The sequence below is a fragment of the Bradyrhizobium sp. LHD-71 genome, assembly GCF_031157255.1.
In the GTDB taxonomy this organism is placed as follows: domain Bacteria; phylum Pseudomonadota; class Alphaproteobacteria; order Rhizobiales; family Xanthobacteraceae; genus P52-10.
On sequence record NZ_JAVIFX010000025.1, the window covers coordinates 1 to 16,298 of the forward strand.

The 16,298-nt window shown below is 63.3% G+C and carries 13 protein-coding genes; 5 read left to right on the forward strand and 8 right to left on the reverse strand.

Annotated features, from left to right (window positions below; all coding sequences use genetic code 11):
* Positions 1–193: 193 nt before the first annotated feature.
* From hutX to RCO31_RS24675, 3 genes are all read right to left on the reverse strand, one after another.
* Complete coding sequence (gene hutX, locus RCO31_RS24665) at positions 194–694, reverse strand: heme utilization cystosolic carrier protein HutX (protein WP_308971225.1); 501 nt, start codon at positions 692–694, stop codon at positions 194–196.
* Positions 695–722: 28 nt separating this feature from the next.
* The gene (locus tag RCO31_RS24670) at positions 723–1,058 is read right to left on the reverse strand and encodes an antibiotic biosynthesis monooxygenase (RefSeq protein ID WP_308971226.1); all 336 of its coding nucleotides are present in this window, start codon (positions 1,056–1,058) and stop codon (positions 723–725) included.
* 130 nt (positions 1,059–1,188) lie between these two features.
* Entirely contained in the window at positions 1,189–3,552 is a 2,364-nt protein-coding gene (locus tag RCO31_RS24675; RefSeq protein ID WP_308971227.1) for a TonB-dependent hemoglobin/transferrin/lactoferrin family receptor, read from the reverse strand.
* A gap of 252 nt (positions 3,553–3,804) precedes the next feature.
* Between RCO31_RS24675 and RCO31_RS24680 the strand changes: the two genes are divergently transcribed.
* The 4 genes from RCO31_RS24680 (at position 3,805) to RCO31_RS24695 (ending at position 6,846) form a co-directional block, all read left to right on the forward strand.
* Positions 3,805–4,023 (forward strand): hemin uptake protein HemP, encoded by a 219-nt coding sequence (locus tag RCO31_RS24680; protein WP_308971228.1) that lies wholly within the window; start codon positions 3,805–3,807, stop codon positions 4,021–4,023.
* A 62-nt stretch (positions 4,024–4,085) separates the two neighbouring features.
* Complete coding sequence (locus tag RCO31_RS24685) at positions 4,086–4,964, forward strand: ABC transporter substrate-binding protein (protein ID WP_308971324.1); 879 nt, start codon at positions 4,086–4,088, stop codon at positions 4,962–4,964.
* Positions 4,961–6,058: an iron chelate uptake ABC transporter family permease subunit gene (locus RCO31_RS24690; RefSeq protein ID WP_308971229.1), complete on the forward strand. Its 1,098-nt coding sequence runs from the start codon at positions 4,961–4,963 to the stop codon at positions 6,056–6,058. Before RCO31_RS24685 ends, RCO31_RS24690 begins: the two co-directional genes overlap by 4 nt.
* Positions 6,055–6,846, forward strand: a complete 792-nt coding sequence (locus tag RCO31_RS24695) for a heme ABC transporter ATP-binding protein (RefSeq protein WP_308971230.1) — start codon at positions 6,055–6,057, stop codon at positions 6,844–6,846. The genes RCO31_RS24690 and RCO31_RS24695 overlap by 4 nt, the downstream gene beginning before the upstream one ends.
* A gap of 7 nt (positions 6,847–6,853) precedes the next feature.
* Here RCO31_RS24695 and RCO31_RS24700 read toward each other — a convergent pair whose 3' ends face one another.
* The 5 genes from RCO31_RS24700 to RCO31_RS24720 all read right to left on the reverse strand — a co-directional run bounded on the left by RCO31_RS24700 (position 6,854) and on the right by RCO31_RS24720 (position 14,664).
* Positions 6,854–7,186, reverse strand: a complete 333-nt coding sequence (locus RCO31_RS24700; protein ID WP_308971231.1) for a hypothetical protein — start codon at positions 7,184–7,186, stop codon at positions 6,854–6,856.
* A 46-nt stretch (positions 7,187–7,232) separates the two neighbouring features.
* Positions 7,233–9,314 (reverse strand): 3-hydroxyacyl-CoA dehydrogenase NAD-binding domain-containing protein, encoded by a 2,082-nt coding sequence (locus tag RCO31_RS24705; protein WP_374991532.1) that lies wholly within the window; start codon positions 9,312–9,314, stop codon positions 7,233–7,235.
* Positions 9,315–9,419: 105 nt separating this feature from the next.
* Entirely contained in the window at positions 9,420–12,011 is a 2,592-nt protein-coding gene (locus RCO31_RS24710) for a TRAP transporter permease (protein ID WP_308971233.1), read from the reverse strand.
* Between the two features lie 217 nt (positions 12,012–12,228).
* The gene (locus RCO31_RS24715; protein ID WP_308971234.1) at positions 12,229–13,212 is read right to left on the reverse strand and encodes a TAXI family TRAP transporter solute-binding subunit; all 984 of its coding nucleotides are present in this window, start codon (positions 13,210–13,212) and stop codon (positions 12,229–12,231) included.
* 105 nt (positions 13,213–13,317) lie between these two features.
* Positions 13,318–14,664, reverse strand: a complete 1,347-nt coding sequence (locus RCO31_RS24720; RefSeq protein ID WP_308971235.1) for an aspartate aminotransferase family protein — start codon at positions 14,662–14,664, stop codon at positions 13,318–13,320.
* A 132-nt stretch (positions 14,665–14,796) separates the two neighbouring features.
* Here RCO31_RS24720 and RCO31_RS24725 point away from each other — a divergent pair, with 132 nt between their 5' ends.
* Positions 14,797–16,269: a M81 family metallopeptidase gene (locus RCO31_RS24725; RefSeq protein WP_308971236.1), complete on the forward strand. Its 1,473-nt coding sequence runs from the start codon at positions 14,797–14,799 to the stop codon at positions 16,267–16,269.
* Positions 16,270–16,298 lie beyond the last annotated feature (29 nt).

Below are 16,298 nucleotides of genomic sequence, written 5' to 3' on the forward strand. Positions count from 1 at the left end.
CGAAGAACGGCGTCGCTTCGCTCGCCTATAGCCGTTCGAAGAACGGCGTCGCTTCGCTCGCCTATAGCCGTTCGAAGAACGGCGTCGCTTCGCTCGCCTATGGCGACGAAGCAATCCAGCGCGGCGATTACCGCGGACTCAGCGCTGGATTGCTTCGCTTCGCTCGCAATGGCGACTACAGCGTCCGCAACGTTCAGCAAACGGTCGTAGCGAGCTTTCGGAAGCGCTCGAGCTGGTCGGTCTTCAGTTCGCGCTTGTCGTCGCGGCCGACGAACACCTTGAACATGATGCCGCCGTCGACGTTGAAGAAAGCGACGAACGCCGACGACTTGCCGAAGAACGGTCGCTCGACAAACGCAACGCCGCCGCAGCGCTCGTGGCGCAGGTGACCGTGCAGACCCTTGGGCTGCATCAGGTTGAAGTAACCGCGGCCGATCTCGCCGTGGGGCACGGAGCCGGAAAACTCGAAGATCGCATCGTCCGTGTGGACGATCAGCGTGACGTCGCCCCACTCGGCAATGTCCTGCATCACCGGCACGAACTGATCGCCCTTGGCCGAACGGACCATGTCGCCCGGCAACGCTTCGATCACCGCGCGGGCGGTGACCTTACGCTCGCGCGCAACATCCTCGATCACCGCACCGGGATTTTCGGCCATAAGGGCCTTCAGATCGGCGAGATCCGTGCTGAGCATGTCGGCGCTCCGTTTGTTTGGGCGACGATCAGGCCGCCGCGGCGGCGCGCTGGGTCTGCACCACCTCGAATCCCTCGAACTTCGGATGCTCAAGATAGAGCGAGCCTGTCGAGGAGTCGTTGCCGGCGCGGGCATGAGCCTTCCGGAATTCCTCCGACTTGGTCCACGCCTCGAAATTCGCCTTCGAGCTCCAGACCGTGTGCGAGGAGTACAGCGTGTGATCGTCCGCCGCCGGTCCCTTCAGCAGATGGAATTCGACGAAACCCTGCATGCGGTCGAGATAGGACTCGCGGCTGGACCAGACCTTCTCGAAAGCTTCTTCAGAACCCTTTTTGACCTTGAAGCGGTTCATCGCAATGAACATTGAATTCTCCTGCTGCTTCCCGTCCTGCCATACTGCGGCTCTTCTACGGCCAAACATGAAGAAATGAAAGAGCCGCCCGGACGACGAAGCTCTTTCACGGCCATCAGCTTCGGACCTCGCGGGAGGTAATTTATGCTCCGCCGAAGTGAAAGCGTGCACCAAGCTTGAATACCCGGCCCGGCGCGGCACTCGACCACAAGACGTCGTTCTGGGTCGAGGTAAAATCTGCTGCCCGTGGCACGGCGTACGGCCGGTAGTACTCGTCGAGAATGTTGTCGACCGAGAAATTAACCGTGATGTCGCGGTGCGGCTTGTAGGTCAAATAAGCGTTGAGCAGATCATACGAGGTGCCGGCCAAATAGGTAGCCGGAATGTCCGTGTTCGCTTCAACCGACGTCCACTGCATCGCTAGGGTCAGTTGGTTCTCAAACATGCGCACGCCAGCGGTGGTCGTGATCTTGCGCGGCTGCACAGTCACAAGACCAATACCGGTCTGAACATTCTCGCCGCGCTGGATCGTGGCCGACACACCGACGAACCAGAGATTGGCGTCGTAGAAGACCTCCGCCTCAAAGCCCTCGATGCGGGCGTGGGCGATGTTCTGGTACTGGAAGTAAAGGTTCCGTCCGGGCGGACCTGCAAACTGCACGCCATCGATGAAGTCGCTGACGTCGTTGCGGAAGACGTTGAACTTCGCGCGCAACGTGTCGCCCGCCGTGAAGAGATCGTCCTTCTTCACGTTGAGGCCTATCTCCTTGTTCTTGCCGACCTCCGGCCGCAGATGCGGGTTGGGCAGGAAACAGAAGAATCCGCGTGAACCGTCGGCGCAGACCGACGTATCTCCCTGTCCCGGACCTGATGCGACGTGCGCACCGTCCACCAGCGTTTCGGTGACCGACGGAGCACGATAGCCTTCGGCGTAGCTGACATAGGGCGTCACCACATATGTCGGCAGAAGCGCAAACGTGACCTTTGGAGAGAAACGATCGCCTTCCGTCGTGGTGTTGGCCGAACTCAGGTGGTAGTTGTCGTACCGGACGGCGCTGATCAGATCGAACCAGGTCGCGTAGCCGACCTTCCACTGCGCGAAGGCTCCCGATACCGTACGCCGACCGCCAGGGGTCGTGGCATTGGAGTTGCCGCTGAAATCGGCTGTCGATACGTCGTCCTGGAATATGTCACCGCCATACGTCAGCGCGTGCCGCCAGCTACCGTGCTCGAACCGGGACGTGTTGTGGGCATCGAATCCGATCGTGTCGATCAGGTAGCTACGCCAATCTCCGATACAACCGGAAATCGCGTTGCCCGGCAGGCCGCGTCTTGCACAGGCCGTCCCGAACGCCGGAGTCGTCGCCGTGTGCGCGATCTTGACCTGATCGCTCTCGGTGCGATTCCAATAGACCTTCGCGTCCCAGTCGAAAATCTGGTCTTCGGGGCGCTGGTATCGCCAGCCGAGGCTGGTCTGGTAATTCTTGACGTTGGTGGCATAGATCGACGTGCCATTGCCGCCAGTGCCCGGTTGCGAGAACGGCAGGCCCAGCGCCCGCCGGGGTTGCCCATTGTCGTAATCGAAATCCTGGAAGATGCCGCCGAGCTTGAGTTCGTGGCCGTCGGCCGGGCGTACGGTGGCTTTTGCGATCGCACTGCCGGTCTTATTGGCGCTGTTCTCCACTGTGACGCCCATGCCGTCCTTGTAATTCGACTGCGTGGTCCACGAACCGCCAGCGAACAGATCGACGTTCGGATTGACGCGTACGCCGCCGAAGCCGGACACCATGCCGCGCATATCATTGGTGCCGCCCATGATTCCCCAATCGCTGCCCCAGCGTTCGCCGGGACGCACGACATCATCGATGTCTTTCGTGCGGAACGAAACCACGCCGCCAATCGCGCCGGAACCATAAATGTTCGCGGTCGGGCCGCGCACCACCTCGATGTTGGAGATCAACTCCGGATCAAGGAAAAACGCGCCGTTGGCGCTGTGTCCGCTGCGTTGGTAGTTCTGCCGCGCACCGTCGACGACCACCGCGACGCGGCCAAAATCCTGCAAGCCGCGGATGTTGATCGAGGTCGCTGGATCGTCGCCGCGATCCTGCAGCCAAACACCAGGCACGTTGTAGAGCAGATCGCCGACGCGGTTCGGCTGCCAGCGCTGAATCTGCTCGAGCGTCACCACGCTGACGGGCGCAAGTGCATCGACCGCGCGCTCCTCCATCTTGGTCGCGGCCACAGTGATCGTATCGAGCGACTGGACGGAGCCTTGCGCCTGTGCGTTCGCGTTCAGCGCACTTTGATCCGGAGCCTGAGCGACGATCTGCTGTCGCTTCTTGCTGCGCTTGGCGTTCTTTTGCTTGGTATCTTGTGTTGAGGGGGCCGCTTGCGCTGCATCAGGCTCTCGGGCCTGGGCCGTCGCTTCCGAAACTCCGCTAAAACACAACGCAATTGCAGATACGCCCCAAAGGAGCGCATGCGCGCCCCTGGCCCCGTTAGCCATCTTTCGACCCCCACGCCTGTCTTTGAACTGGCCGCGGCTGGCGGGCGACCACACGAACGTGGCGGCTTGCTGGCTAACGGACGCGTCCCCCTAGAACGCATAACCAATCATTGTTGTGGTAGAGGCCGCCCCCGGTGAAATCAACCGCTTAGGACCGATATTAAAACGATTGTAAAGTGGAAGGCTTGGAGTTGGCGGCGAGGGAAACCTATAAGGAGTGTCAGATATTCCCCTCCTGGGATGATGATGAGCTTGGGCCAGACGACTTCATCCAGCGGCGAGCCATCGGGCACTGACGGACCTTCAACCGGGCAATCCTCCGGCGAGGCGACACGCTCGATCCCGATGCGCGGCAACCGGTTCGACAGCCGCGACATCTTCCAGTCGGTGCGCGAGATCATCATTGCGCATGGTGAAGAAACCTACCGGCTGCGTCTCACCGCGCAAAACAAGTTGATCCTCACCAAATGAACGCGCCAGGGCCTCTCCAGCGACGCGGGTTTACCGGTCGGGCATTTGCTGCGCTCGCGATCATGCTGGTCACGACCGCCGTTTCCGCCGCGGGAATCCGCAACACGCAGGCAAAGCGCATCATCACCGTCGGCGGGGCGCTCACCGAGATCGTCTATGCGCTCGGCCTCGAGAACCGGCTGGTCGGCATCGATACGACGAGCCTCTACCCGCCTGAGGCGCTGCGACAGAAGCCGAATGTGGGCTACATGCGGCAGCTGTCGGCCGAAGGTGTGCTCGGCCTCGATCCCGAGCTCATCATCGTCGCCGAAGGCTCCGGACCGAAGGAAACGCTTGCCGTGCTCGGCGAGGCGAAAGTGCCAATCGTCACGGTCCCCGAATCGTTCAGCGAAGCTGGCATCCTCGAGCGCATCCGCGTCGTCGCACGCGAGCTTGGCGTAGAACAACGCGGCGAGTGCCTGAGCGAGGCGGTGACGAAAGATCTCGCCGCAATGCGCAAGCTTCGGGACCAAGTTTCCGACAAGCGCCGAGTCATGTTCGTGATCTCGTTTGTCAATGGCCGCGCCATGGTCGCTGGCAGGAAGACCGCCGCGCACGAAATCATCGCCCTTGCCGGCGGGATCAATGCCGCCGACAACCATGATGGCTACAAGCCGCTCAGCGAGGAAGCGATCGTCGCGGCGAAGCCCGACGTCGTCCTCGTCATGCAGCGCGGCACGGATTCGATCTCGTCGGAAACGGTCTTCGCCAACGCCGCCTTCGCGCTGACGCCGGCCGCCCGCGACAAGTCGTTCATCGCCATGGATGGCCTCTATCTGCTGGGCTTTGGCCCGCGCACGGCGGCCGCTGCACGTGATCTTGCCGTTTCGCTCTATCCTGCGCTGGCCGCGAAGGATGAGATGGGCAAGCCTCGCGTGCTATCCGTGAACTGCCGGCAATGAGCGCCGCCGAGTTGCCTGCCCCCGTCACTACCAGACCAGTCGGCGGAGGCCGACGCCGGCCACGCGCAATCGTCGTCTTCGTGACGCTGACGGTGCTGTTGCTCGCCATCGCGCTGCTTGCCGCCACCATCGGTGCGGCCGGCATTCCCCTGTCGCGCCTGTGGCCCGCGCTTGGGCTGGGCGCGCCCGCCGATCCCGCAACGTTCGCGCGCGACCAGCTCGTGCTCTGGTCGATCCGCATCCCGCGTATCGCCATCTCGGCCATGATCGGCGCGCTGCTTGCCGTCTCCGGCACCATCATGCAGGGGCTGTTCCGCAATCCGCTGGCAGATCCGGCGCTGGTCGGCGTTTCGAGCGGCGGGGCGCTGGCGGCAGCGTTCACGATCGTCATTCTCGACAATGCGATTGCGCCCAACGCGGCTGCCCGTGCCTTCGAGCTTCTGCCGCTCTCGGCATTTTTTGGTTCGCTGGTCACAACCCTGCTGCTCTATCGCATTTCGAGCCGCGAGGGGCGGACGTCGGTCGCCATCTTCCTCCTGTCCGGCCTCGCCATTGCCGCCCTTGCCAATGCCGGCATCGGCCTCCTGATCTTCATGGCGGACGACCGGCAGCTGCGCGACATCACCTTCTGGCTGCTCGGTTCACTCGGCGGCGCGACTTGGAGCAAGGCGACCCTGCTGTTGCCGTTCCTCGCAGCGTCGGCGGCTGTGATGCCGTTCATCGCGCGCGGGCTGGACGTGCTGGTGCTCGGCGAGTCCGAAGCGTTCCACAGCGGCATCAATGTCGAGCGGTTGAAGATCATCTGCATCGTTCTGGTTTCGGCGATGACCGGCGCGGCAGTGGCGATCTGCGGCGTGATTGGCTTCATCGGCATCGTCGTGCCGCATCTCTTGCGGCTCGCCATCGGCCCCGGGCACCGCATGCTGCTCCCCGCCTCCGCGCTGTTCGGCGCAGCATTGCTCGCCTTCGCCGACACTTTCGCGCGCGTCCTGGCGGCGCCAGCCGAAATTCCGGTCGGCATTCTCACTGCGACGATCGGCGCACCGTTCTTCCTCTACGTGCTGTTGAGGCAGCGCGCACTGGTGGGCTCGTGACCGCGGCGCTCGAGGTCAGCGGCATCGGCATGCGCATCAAAAGCGCAACGCTGCTCGACGGCATCGACCTTCAGGTGCAGCCGGGGGAGACCGTTGCGATCGTCGGCCCGAACGGCGCCGGCAAATCGACGCTGTTGCGTATTCTCTCCGGCGACATGACACCGACCAGGGGTTCGGTACGACTGAAGGGCACCGCCCTGTCATCCTACCCTGCGGACCGGCTGGCAGCACATCGCGCGGTGCTCTCACAGCACGTCACCATCAGCTTCCCCTTCACGGTCGAGGAGGTCGTGCGCATGGGCGCCGGCGACATGGCCCGAGTGAAGGCGCAGCCCCTGGTCGATGCGATGCTGGACGAGATCGGCCTCAACGCGTTCCGCGACCGCGAACTGCCGACACTGTCCGGCGGCGAGCAGCAGCGCGCGCATTTTGCCCGGGTGCTCCTGCAACTTGCCGTTGGCGAGGCAAAGCACGGCCCGGGCGTGCTGCTGCTCGACGAACCGACCTCGAGCCTCGACCTCCGCTATCAGATCAATCTGGTCGAAATTGGCAGGCGCCGCGCCGCCAGCGGCACGGCCGTCATTGCCATCCTGCACGACCTCAACCTGGCCGCCCGCTTCGCCGACCGCATCGTCGTGCTCCACCGCGGCCGGCTTGCGGCCACAGGCACGCCGCGCGAGACGATCACCAACGCGATGCTTCGCGACGTGTTTGAGGTCAACACCAATGTCGACCTGATCGCAGGCCCCCTTCCCCACGTGCTGCCGCAGGCGATGCAGGCGATCTGAGGGGCCCTTACTTCTTCGCCGGCTCCTTTTGACCGTTCTGATCCTTTTTCTTCAGATCGTCGATTTCCTTGCGCATCGCTGAAAGCTGTGTCTTCAGCGCTTCGACCTCGCTCCTGGCAGCGTCGAGCTTCTGCTGCGCGGCCAGCCCCTGCTTGGTCAGGGACTGCTGCAGGAAGTTGATATTGCTCTGCAGGCAGCTCGTGCGTCGGTCCATGCTTTTCTCGGCCGTGCAGATTTCGATACCCGGCACGTCCTGCGCGACAGCCGCTACGCAGGACGAGACGGCGACAATCGCGATTGCCAGCCGAACCTTGAACATGGACACGTTTTTCCCGGGCATGATCTGATCCGAAAACCGGCTCCCTCTTTTCGGGACCATGCCGAGCTCAAGCGCCCGGCCGGATGTCAGCGAACTTCTTGCCTTCGGCGACAATCTTCTCGAGCAGCGGCGACGGCTTGAACTGATCGCCCATGGTCGCCTGGAATTCCTTCATCTTGGCGAGCACCTTTTCCGGCCCGAGCTGATCGCCGTAATACATCAACCCGCCGCGATAGATGGGAAAGCCGTAGCCGTGCTGCCAGATCACGTCGATATCAGAGGCCCGGATCGCCTTCTTGTCGGCCAGAATCTGCACGCCTTCATTGATCATCGGGAAGAGGCAACGCTCGAGGATCTCCTCGTCGGTGATCTTGCGGCCGTTGACGCCTTTCTTCGCCATGAAGTCCTTGATGATCTTTTCGGTGACCGGCGACGGCTTGGCGGTGCGGTTCTCGTCGTAGTCGTAATAGCCTGCGCCGGTCTTCTGGCCGCGTCGATCCATTTCGCACAGAACGTCGCGCAGCGTCTCGCCTTTCGAGTTCTCCTTCACCCAGCCGATATCGAGACCGGCGAGATCGCTCATTGCGAACGGCCCCATCGGAAAACCGAACTCGTAGAGCACACGATCGACGTCCCACGGCATAGCGCCCTCGAGCACCAGCTTCTGCGCCTCGAGCTGGCGCTGGCGCAGGATGCGATTGCCGACGAAGCCGGGGCAGACCCCGACCAGCGCGGCGACCTTGCCGATCTTCTTGGCAAGTTTCATCGAGGTGGCGATCACCTCCTTCGAGGTGCGATCGGCGCGAACCACCTCGAGCAGCTTCATCACATTCGCCGGCGAGAAGAAGTGCAGCCCGATCACCGCCTCGGGCCGCTTCGTTGCGGATGCGATCTCGTCGATGTTCAAGCCGGACGTGTTGGTCGCAAGGATGGCGCCGGGCTTGACGATCGCGTCGAGCTTGGCGAACACCTCCTTCTTGACGTCCATGCGCTCGAACACCGCTTCGATCACGAGATCGACGTCCTTCAATGCCGCCATGTCGAGCGAGCCGGAAATCAGCTTCATCCGCTTCTCGACGTCGTCCTGCGTGATGCCACCGCGTTGCGCGGTACGCTCGTAGTTCTTGCGGATCACCGACAGGCCGCGATCAAGCGCCTCCTGCCTGGTTTCGACGATCTTCACCGGAATGCCGACATTGGCAAAGTTCATGGCAATGCCGCCGCCCATGGTGCCGGCGCCGATAATACCGACGGTCTCAACCGGGATCATCGGCGTCGCATCCGGAACGTCCGGGATCTTCGCAGCCTCGCGCTCGGCGAAGAAGCTGTGACGCATGGCCGGCGCCTGCGGCCCCGCATGCAGCTCCTGCGACAACTCGGTCTCACGCTTCAAGCCGTCGTCGAACGGCAGCGACATCGCCGCCTCGACGCACTTGATGATGTTTTCGGGTGCCTTCATGTTTCGGAGCTTCCGCGCGTTGGCTTTGCGGAAATTGGCGATCAGCTCCGGATTCTTGCGCGCCGCCTCCACCTTGTCGGTGAGGTCGCGCACGCGCTTGATCGGCCGCTTCTCGGCGATGATCCTGTTCGCATAGGCAATCGCCGCCTCGTCGAGTTTGCCCTCCTCCGCGAGTTCGTCGAAGATGCCGAGTGCCTGCGCTTCCTTCGCCGGAACATGCCGACCGGTGGTCATCATCTCCAGCGCCCGCTCGACGCCGACGATGCGCGGCAACGCCTGCGTGCCGCCGCCGCCCGGCAGAATGCCGATGTTCACTTCCGGCAGGCCGCAACGCGCCGAGGGAACGGCAATGCGGTAGTGACACATCATTGCGAATTCGAGGCCGCCGCCAAGCGCGGTGCCGTGCACGGCCGCGACGATCGGCTTCTTCGCCCCATCCATCAACGACTGAAAATCCTTCAGGCCTGGCGGCTTGCGCGGCCGGCCCATCTCGCGGATGTCGGCGCCGGCGATGAAGGTGCGGCCGTCGCAGCGCACCACGATGGCCTCGGCTTTCGGGTCGGCCAGCGCCTTGGTGATGGCTTCCCGCAGACCCTCACGCACATTTTGCGATAGTGCGTTGACCGGCGGGGAGTTCACCGAAATCACCGCGATCTTGCCGTCGGCCTTCAGGTCGATCACGTCGTTGATCGCTGCCATGGGATGTCCTCCACTCACGTTTCTTCTGGGATCGCAGGATGGAGGTGCAATCTAGGCCATCATTCTCCGGACGGAAACCGCATTTGCGACATGCCCCTACGACGTCGCGAGCACGGGCTGGCCGCCACCGCGACGACGACGCTGCCACAGCGCGAGGCCTGCGAGCACGAGGATGGCAGGAATTGCGAACAGGAACGCGCTCGGCCGCGCCGTGTTGGGCACGCTCAGCGATTCGATCCGGTCACCGGGCTTCAGTTTCAACCGCGCCGCCTCCGAGCCCGGCCGCACCGATGTGATCACCGGCTGTGCCGTGAGCCCGCTGACGCCAATGCCGGCACCAGCGAGGCGCTCCTGCACACTCGCCGGCGCACCAAGCTTCAGGCGCACTGCCTTGGTCACGTCGTCGCCGGAGATGTCGGTCGTCTCGATGCGCAGCCTCAAGGCTCCGCCGTCCGGCGTGGCGTTGACAACGTTGGCAATGCTTGAGGCCGCCACCGTGTCGAGCGGCGGATAGATCATGTTCATCCAGAACTGCGGCCGGAACAGCGTGAAGCAGATCAGGAACAGCAGCACGGTCTCCCATTTGCGGTTCGGTGCGAAGAAATATCCCTGCAGCGCCGCCACGAACGCCGTCATCGCCAGAACACTGCAGCCGACGACCACCAGAAGGTGCAGCGGACCTTCGATATCGATCAGCAAGAGCTCGGGATTGAAGATGAAGATGAACGGCAGCAGCAACGTGCGCAGTTCGTACCACGTGCCCTGCCAGCCGACCTTCATCGGATCTGCGTTGGCGATGGCGGCCGCAGCATACGCTGCAAGCCCGACCGGCGGCGACACGTCGGCCATCAGGCCGAAGTAGAAGACGAACATATGCACGGCGATCAGCGGCACTGCGAGGTCGTTCTCGGCAGCGAGCTCGACGACCACAGGCGCCATCAGCGTCGCGACGACGACGTAGCTCGCGGTCGTAGGCAGGCCGGAACCGAGAATGATGCAGATCACACCTACCAGCAGCAACATGATGATGATGTTGCCGCCCGAGAGCGTTTCGACGATCTCGGTCATGACAAGGCCGATGCCGGTCAGGGTGACTGTGCCGACCAGGATGCCGGCGGTGGCGGTGGCGATGCCGACCGCGGTCATATTGCGAGCGCCGGCGGCAAGACCGTCGACGAATTCCTGCCACCCCTGTCGCCAATGCGCGGCAAAACTCCGTTCGTGACGGAAGAATGCCGTCAATGGCCGCTGCGTCAGCACCACCGCACCCATCGCCATCACGCCCCAGAAGGCTGCGAGTCCCGGCGACATCTCCTCGATGATCAGGCACCAGACCAGGACGATCACGGGAAGCATGTAGTGCAAACCGGTCCGGGCAACCTCGTAGAAGTCCGGCACGGTGGTGAAAGCCTTCGACGTGTCGTCCACATCAAGATCGGGGACGTTTGCGCGGACACGGACGAGGACGACGTAGGCAACAACGACGGCTGCGACCGCGATCAGGCTCGCCGCTTCGCCGAACGCCGTCTTGGTCCAGCCGAGGCCATAGTGCATCACCCCGCCGAGAATGATGATCGCGCAGATCGTCATCAGCGCCTTGATGATGCCCTGACTCAGCGTGCGCTTGGCCCGGCGCTCAATGCCGCTCATGCCAGCCTTCACCGCCTCGAGATCGACCACGTAGAACAGCGCGCCGTAGGTGAGGATCGCCGGCAACAGCGCGTGCTTGCAGACCTCGGCGTAGGTGATGCCGACATACTCAGCCATCAGGAATGCAGCCGCGCCCATCACCGGCGGCATCAGCTGGCCGTTGACGCCGGCCGCGCACTCGATCGCGCCCGCCTTCACGGGCGTGTAGCCGACGCGTTTCATCAAGGGAATCGTGAATGTGCCGGTGGTGACGACGTTGGCGACGGACGAACCGGAGATCATGCCGGTGAGGCCGGAAGACACCACCGCCGCCTTCGCCGGTCCACCGCGGAACTTGCCGAGCAGCGCGAACGAGAGCTGGATGAAATAGTTGCCGGCTCCCGCCTTCTCCAGCAGCGCGCCGAACAGCACGAACAGGAAGATGAAGTTGGTCGAAACGCCGAGCGCGACGCCGAACACGCCCTCCGAGGTCAGCCAGAAATGTGACGCCGCGCGCGACAGCGACGCGCCGCGATGCGCCAGCAGGCCCGGCAGGTAGGGTCCGAGGAACACATACAGCAGCGCGATAATGGCGATGATCGGCATCCACGGCCCTTCGGCGCGCCGCGATGCCTCGAGCAGAAGGACGATGCCGACAACCGCGGCGATGATGTCGCCCTGCGTCGGCAGTCCCGGCCGCATCGCAATCTCGCGGTAGAACACCACGAGATAGAGCACCGCGCAGATTGCGGCCGCGGCGAGCAGCCAATCGAACACCGGCACGCGATCGCGTGGCGATGACTTGAGCGCCGGGTAAGCCGCGAACGCGAGAAACAGCGCGAAGCTCAAATGGAATGCGCGCGCTTCGGTGTCGCCGAAGATGCCGAAGCCCAGCATGTAGGGCAGCGGCGAGGCGTACCAGATCTGAAACAGCGACCACGCGATCGCGACCGCGTAGATCAGCCGTCCGGCATTGCCGGAGGGTGTGCGTGCGCCGGTATCGGCTTCGGCGACAAGTTGCTGCAGGTCGATGCCGGACGCTGTCGCGTTCGCTGCCATCTTTGTTCCCCCGTCAAAACGAACGGCGCGGGCTTATCCGCATCCCGCGCCGTGATTCACTCTACCGTCGTCCCTGCGAAAGCAGGGACCAATATCCGCAGACCGGTTGTGATCGCAAGCGTTGCTCAAGAAGGTAATGAGCGCACGTAGCATCATGAACTACACGGAGTATGGGTCCCGGCTCGGCGCTTCGCTTGGCCGGGACGACTCAGCAGCGTTACTTGATCCAGCCTTTTTCCTTGTAATACTTCACGGCACCCGGATGCAGCGGCGCCGACAAGCCGTCCTTGACCATGTTGGCCGGCTCAAGTTGGGCGAAGGCTGGGTGCAGCTTCTTGAACTCCTCGAAGTTGTCGAAGGTGGCTTTCACGACATTGTAGACCACGTCATCCGGCACCTTGGCCGATGTGACGAGAGTTGCGAGCACGCCGTAGGTCTGCGTGGGGTTCGGATTGTTCGCATACATGCCGCCGGGAATCGTCGCCTTGGCGTAGTAGCTGTTCTCCTTGACCAGCTTGTCGACCGCAGGCCCGGTGAGCGGCACGAGCTTCGCGCCACAGGTCGTGGTCGGATCCTGGATGTTGGCGCTCGGGTGGCCGACGCCGTAGAAGAAGCCGTCGATCTTGTTGTCGCAAAGCGCCGGACCGTGTTCGTCCGCCTTCAGCTCGCCCGCGAGCGAGAAGTCCGAGGTCTTCCATTTCATCTCGGCCAGCAGTTCGTCGAGCGAGGCGCGTGTGCCGGAGCCCGGATTGCCGACATTGAAGCGCTTGCCCTTGAAATCCTCGAACTTGGCGATGTTCGCTTCCTTGCGCGACAGCACCGTGAACGGTTCCGGATGCACCGAGAACACCGCCCGCAGCTCTCCGTAGGGTCCGCCGTCCTTGAACGACTTCTCGCCCTTCAGCGCCTGGTACTGGGTGTCCGACTGCGCGAGCCCGAAATCGAGCTCGCCGCCCTTGATCGTATTGATGTTGAAGGCCGAGCCGCCGGTCGATTCGACCGAGCAGCGGATGCCGTGGGCCTTGCGGTCCTTGTTGACGAGACGACAGATCGCACCGCCGACGGCGTAATACACGCCGGTAACGCCGCCGGTGCCCACCGTAACGAACCGTTGGGCCTGCGCCGCCGACGGCGCGGGTGTGAAGGCGACCGCCGCGCCGAACGCCATCAGCGCGGATCGCAACAACAGCTTCGAAGTCATTTTTCCACTCCTCACATACGACCGGCTGGGATGCCTTTCCGGTCAGATCATTGCATTCGCAAAATGCGACCTAGCTACGAGGGTGCCCCCCACCCCGTTTCAAAATCAAGCCGCCTTGATCTTCTCAAGGCTTCCGACCGCCGCGTCGACGGCCTCACCGAGCCGGTCGACAATGTCGTCGATCTCGTTTCCGCGAACAATGAAGGGCGGCGCGATCAGCGCATGATCGCCCCGCACGCCGTCGATTGTGCCGCCTGAAGGATAGACCAACAAGCCGCGTGCCATCGCTTCCTTCTTGACGCGTGCATGCAGCTTCGACTTCGGATCGAACGGCGCCTTGGTGCCGCGGTCGGTGACGAATTCCAGCGCCTGAAACAGCCCGCGCCCGCGAACATCCCCCACGTAGGGGTGATTGCCAAAGCGCTCGCGCAGCCGTCTCGCGAGATGCTCGCCCTGTTGGCGCACATTGGCAAGCAGGCCGTCGCGCTTGATGACCGTCTGCACGGCGAGCGCGGCCGCACAGGCCACCGGATGATTGAGATAGGTGTGACCGTGCTGGAAGACGCCGGAACCACGGGCAAAGGCATCGAACACCTTCTGCGCCAGCAGCACCGCGCCGATCGGCTGATAGCCGCCGCCGAGCCCCTTGGCCACGGTCATCAGGTCCGGCGCGATCCCTTCCTGCTCGCAGGCATGCAGCGTCCCGGTGCGGCCCATGCCGCTCATCACCTCATCGAGGATCAGCAGCACGCCGTAACGGTCGCAGATCGAACGAATGCGCTTGAAGTAGTCGGCGACCGGTGGCACCGCGCCCGCGGTCGCGCCGACCACGGTTTCAGCAACGAACGCGATCACCGTCTCGGGTCCGAGCTCCAGGATCTTGTCCTCGAGCGATTTTGCGGCACGTGCCGCGTAATCTTCATCGCTTTCGCCGGTTTCCTTGAAGCGATAGGCGAAACAGGGATCGATATGAGCCGTCTCGATCAGCAGCGGGCGGAACTGGGTGCGCCGCAGCTCGTTGCCGCCGGTCGCAAGCGCGCCCAGCGTATTGCCGTGATAGCTCTGACGCCGTGCGATCACCTTCGTGCGCTTCGGCTCGCCCTTCTCCACGAAATACTGCCGCGCCATCTTCAGGGACGCTTCGATGGCCTCCGACCCGCCGCTGACGAAATAGACATGCGACAGCTCGCCCGGGGCATCCTCGACCAGCTTGTCCGCCAGCCGCTCGGCGACCTCGGTCGTGAAGAAGCTCGAGTGGGTGTAGGCCAGCGCATCGATCTGCGCGTGCAGCGCGGCGTTCACGTCCGGGTGGCCGTGGCCAAGGCAGGAGACGGCCGCCCCGCCGGATGCGTCGATATAGGCGCGGCCGTTGGCATCGAACAGTTGGATGCCCCTGCCGCCGACGGCCACCGGAAGGTCGAGCCCGATCTGCCGTGGAAGGATGCGCGTCATGTCCTGTTTCTTCTTTCTGATCGGGAGCTCTGGAGGTGTTGCAATCGACTTGATTGCGATATCAAACACCGCCAATAAGGTATTCTGTCGACAAGCATTCTGCCTTCAATCGAGGAGATAAGAAACCCGCCAATGGTCGAAAAGCGCCGTCTCGCCGTCGCCCGCTTCTGGTATGAGGGCAATTCCTTCAGTCCCGTTCTCGCCGACCGCGCCGCCTTCGAGCGGCGGGAGTGGCTCAAAGGTCAGCAAGCTCTGGAAAGGACCGCGCAGGAAAGCGAGCTCCGCGCCGTCATCGAATTTGCCGACAGGCACCCGGACTGGGACGTCGAGGTGTTCCGTTGCGCGTCCGCCTCGCCCGCCGGGCAGATCGACGACGAAATTTTCACTGCCTTCCTTGAGGAAACCGTCGCCGATCTGACCGGCAGGACGTTCGACGCGATCTACCTCTCGCTGCATGGCGCAGGGGTGACAACCCGGCGCGAAGATCCGGAAGTGGACCTGCTGCGCGCGATCCGGAAGATCCAGCCAAACGTGCCGATCGGCGCCAGCTTCGACCTGCACGGCAACCTCTCGAACGAACTGGCAGACCATCTCACCACCGGCAGCGTCTACCGAACCTATCCGCACATCGACATGCGCGAGACGGCCTGGCGGGTGCTGAGCGTCCTGGAGCGGACGGTCGCCGGCGAAGTCAAGCCGGTCTGCCGCATCCTCAACGGGGGTCTTTTGCTGCCGAGCTTCAACATGCGCACCAAGGACGGTCCGATGCGTGAGCTGCAGGAGTTTGCGGCCGCCTGTCGGAAAGAGACGGGCGTGCTCGAGGCGACGGTGTTCGGGGGATTTCCGTTCGCCAACACCCCCGGCACCGGCGGTTGCGCACTGGTCGTGACTGACGGCGACCCGGACAAAGCCGACAGGATTGCACGGACGCTCGGCGGTGAACTGAAGCGCCGGCAGCCGGAGTTCATGATTTCGCTGCCGACCGCGGCAGCCGGCGTCGCGCGCGCATTGGCCTCGAACAAGCCCGGCCTGCTCGCCGTGACCGATCCCGGCGACAATCCCTACTCAGGCGGCATCAACGATACACCGGAGATGTTTCGCGCGCTGGTCGCAGCTCAACCCAATCGACCGGTGGTGTTCGCCGCCTTCACCGACGCCGATATCGTCGACAAGGCTTGGCGTGCCGGTGTCGGCAAAAATCTCGGAGTGGTCGAATTTGGCGGCAAGGCCATGAAGGACTATGGCGCGCCGGTGAAAGCGGAAGCGACGGTCGTCAAGCTGACCGACGGCGTGTTCCGCAACATCGGGCCGATGGAAACCGGCATCGAACTGCGATGCGGGCGCACGGCGCTGCTCCAGTCCGGCAACATCAGCATCATCGTCACGGAATTCGTCGCGCCCGCGAACGATCCGGCGTTCTTTCACTTGCACGGCGTTGACATCGAAAACGAGCAGCTGCTGTTCGTGAAGGCAAAGAACCATTTCCGCGCGGCCTTCGACGCGATCTGCAGTGAGATCATCGATATCGACGCACCCGGCCCGGCATGCCTCGACATGACCATGCTGCCGTTCATTCCCGAGTTGAAGGCGCGGATTCCGGCGTAGCTAGTTTGTTGCCGGGCTCGACCCGGCAA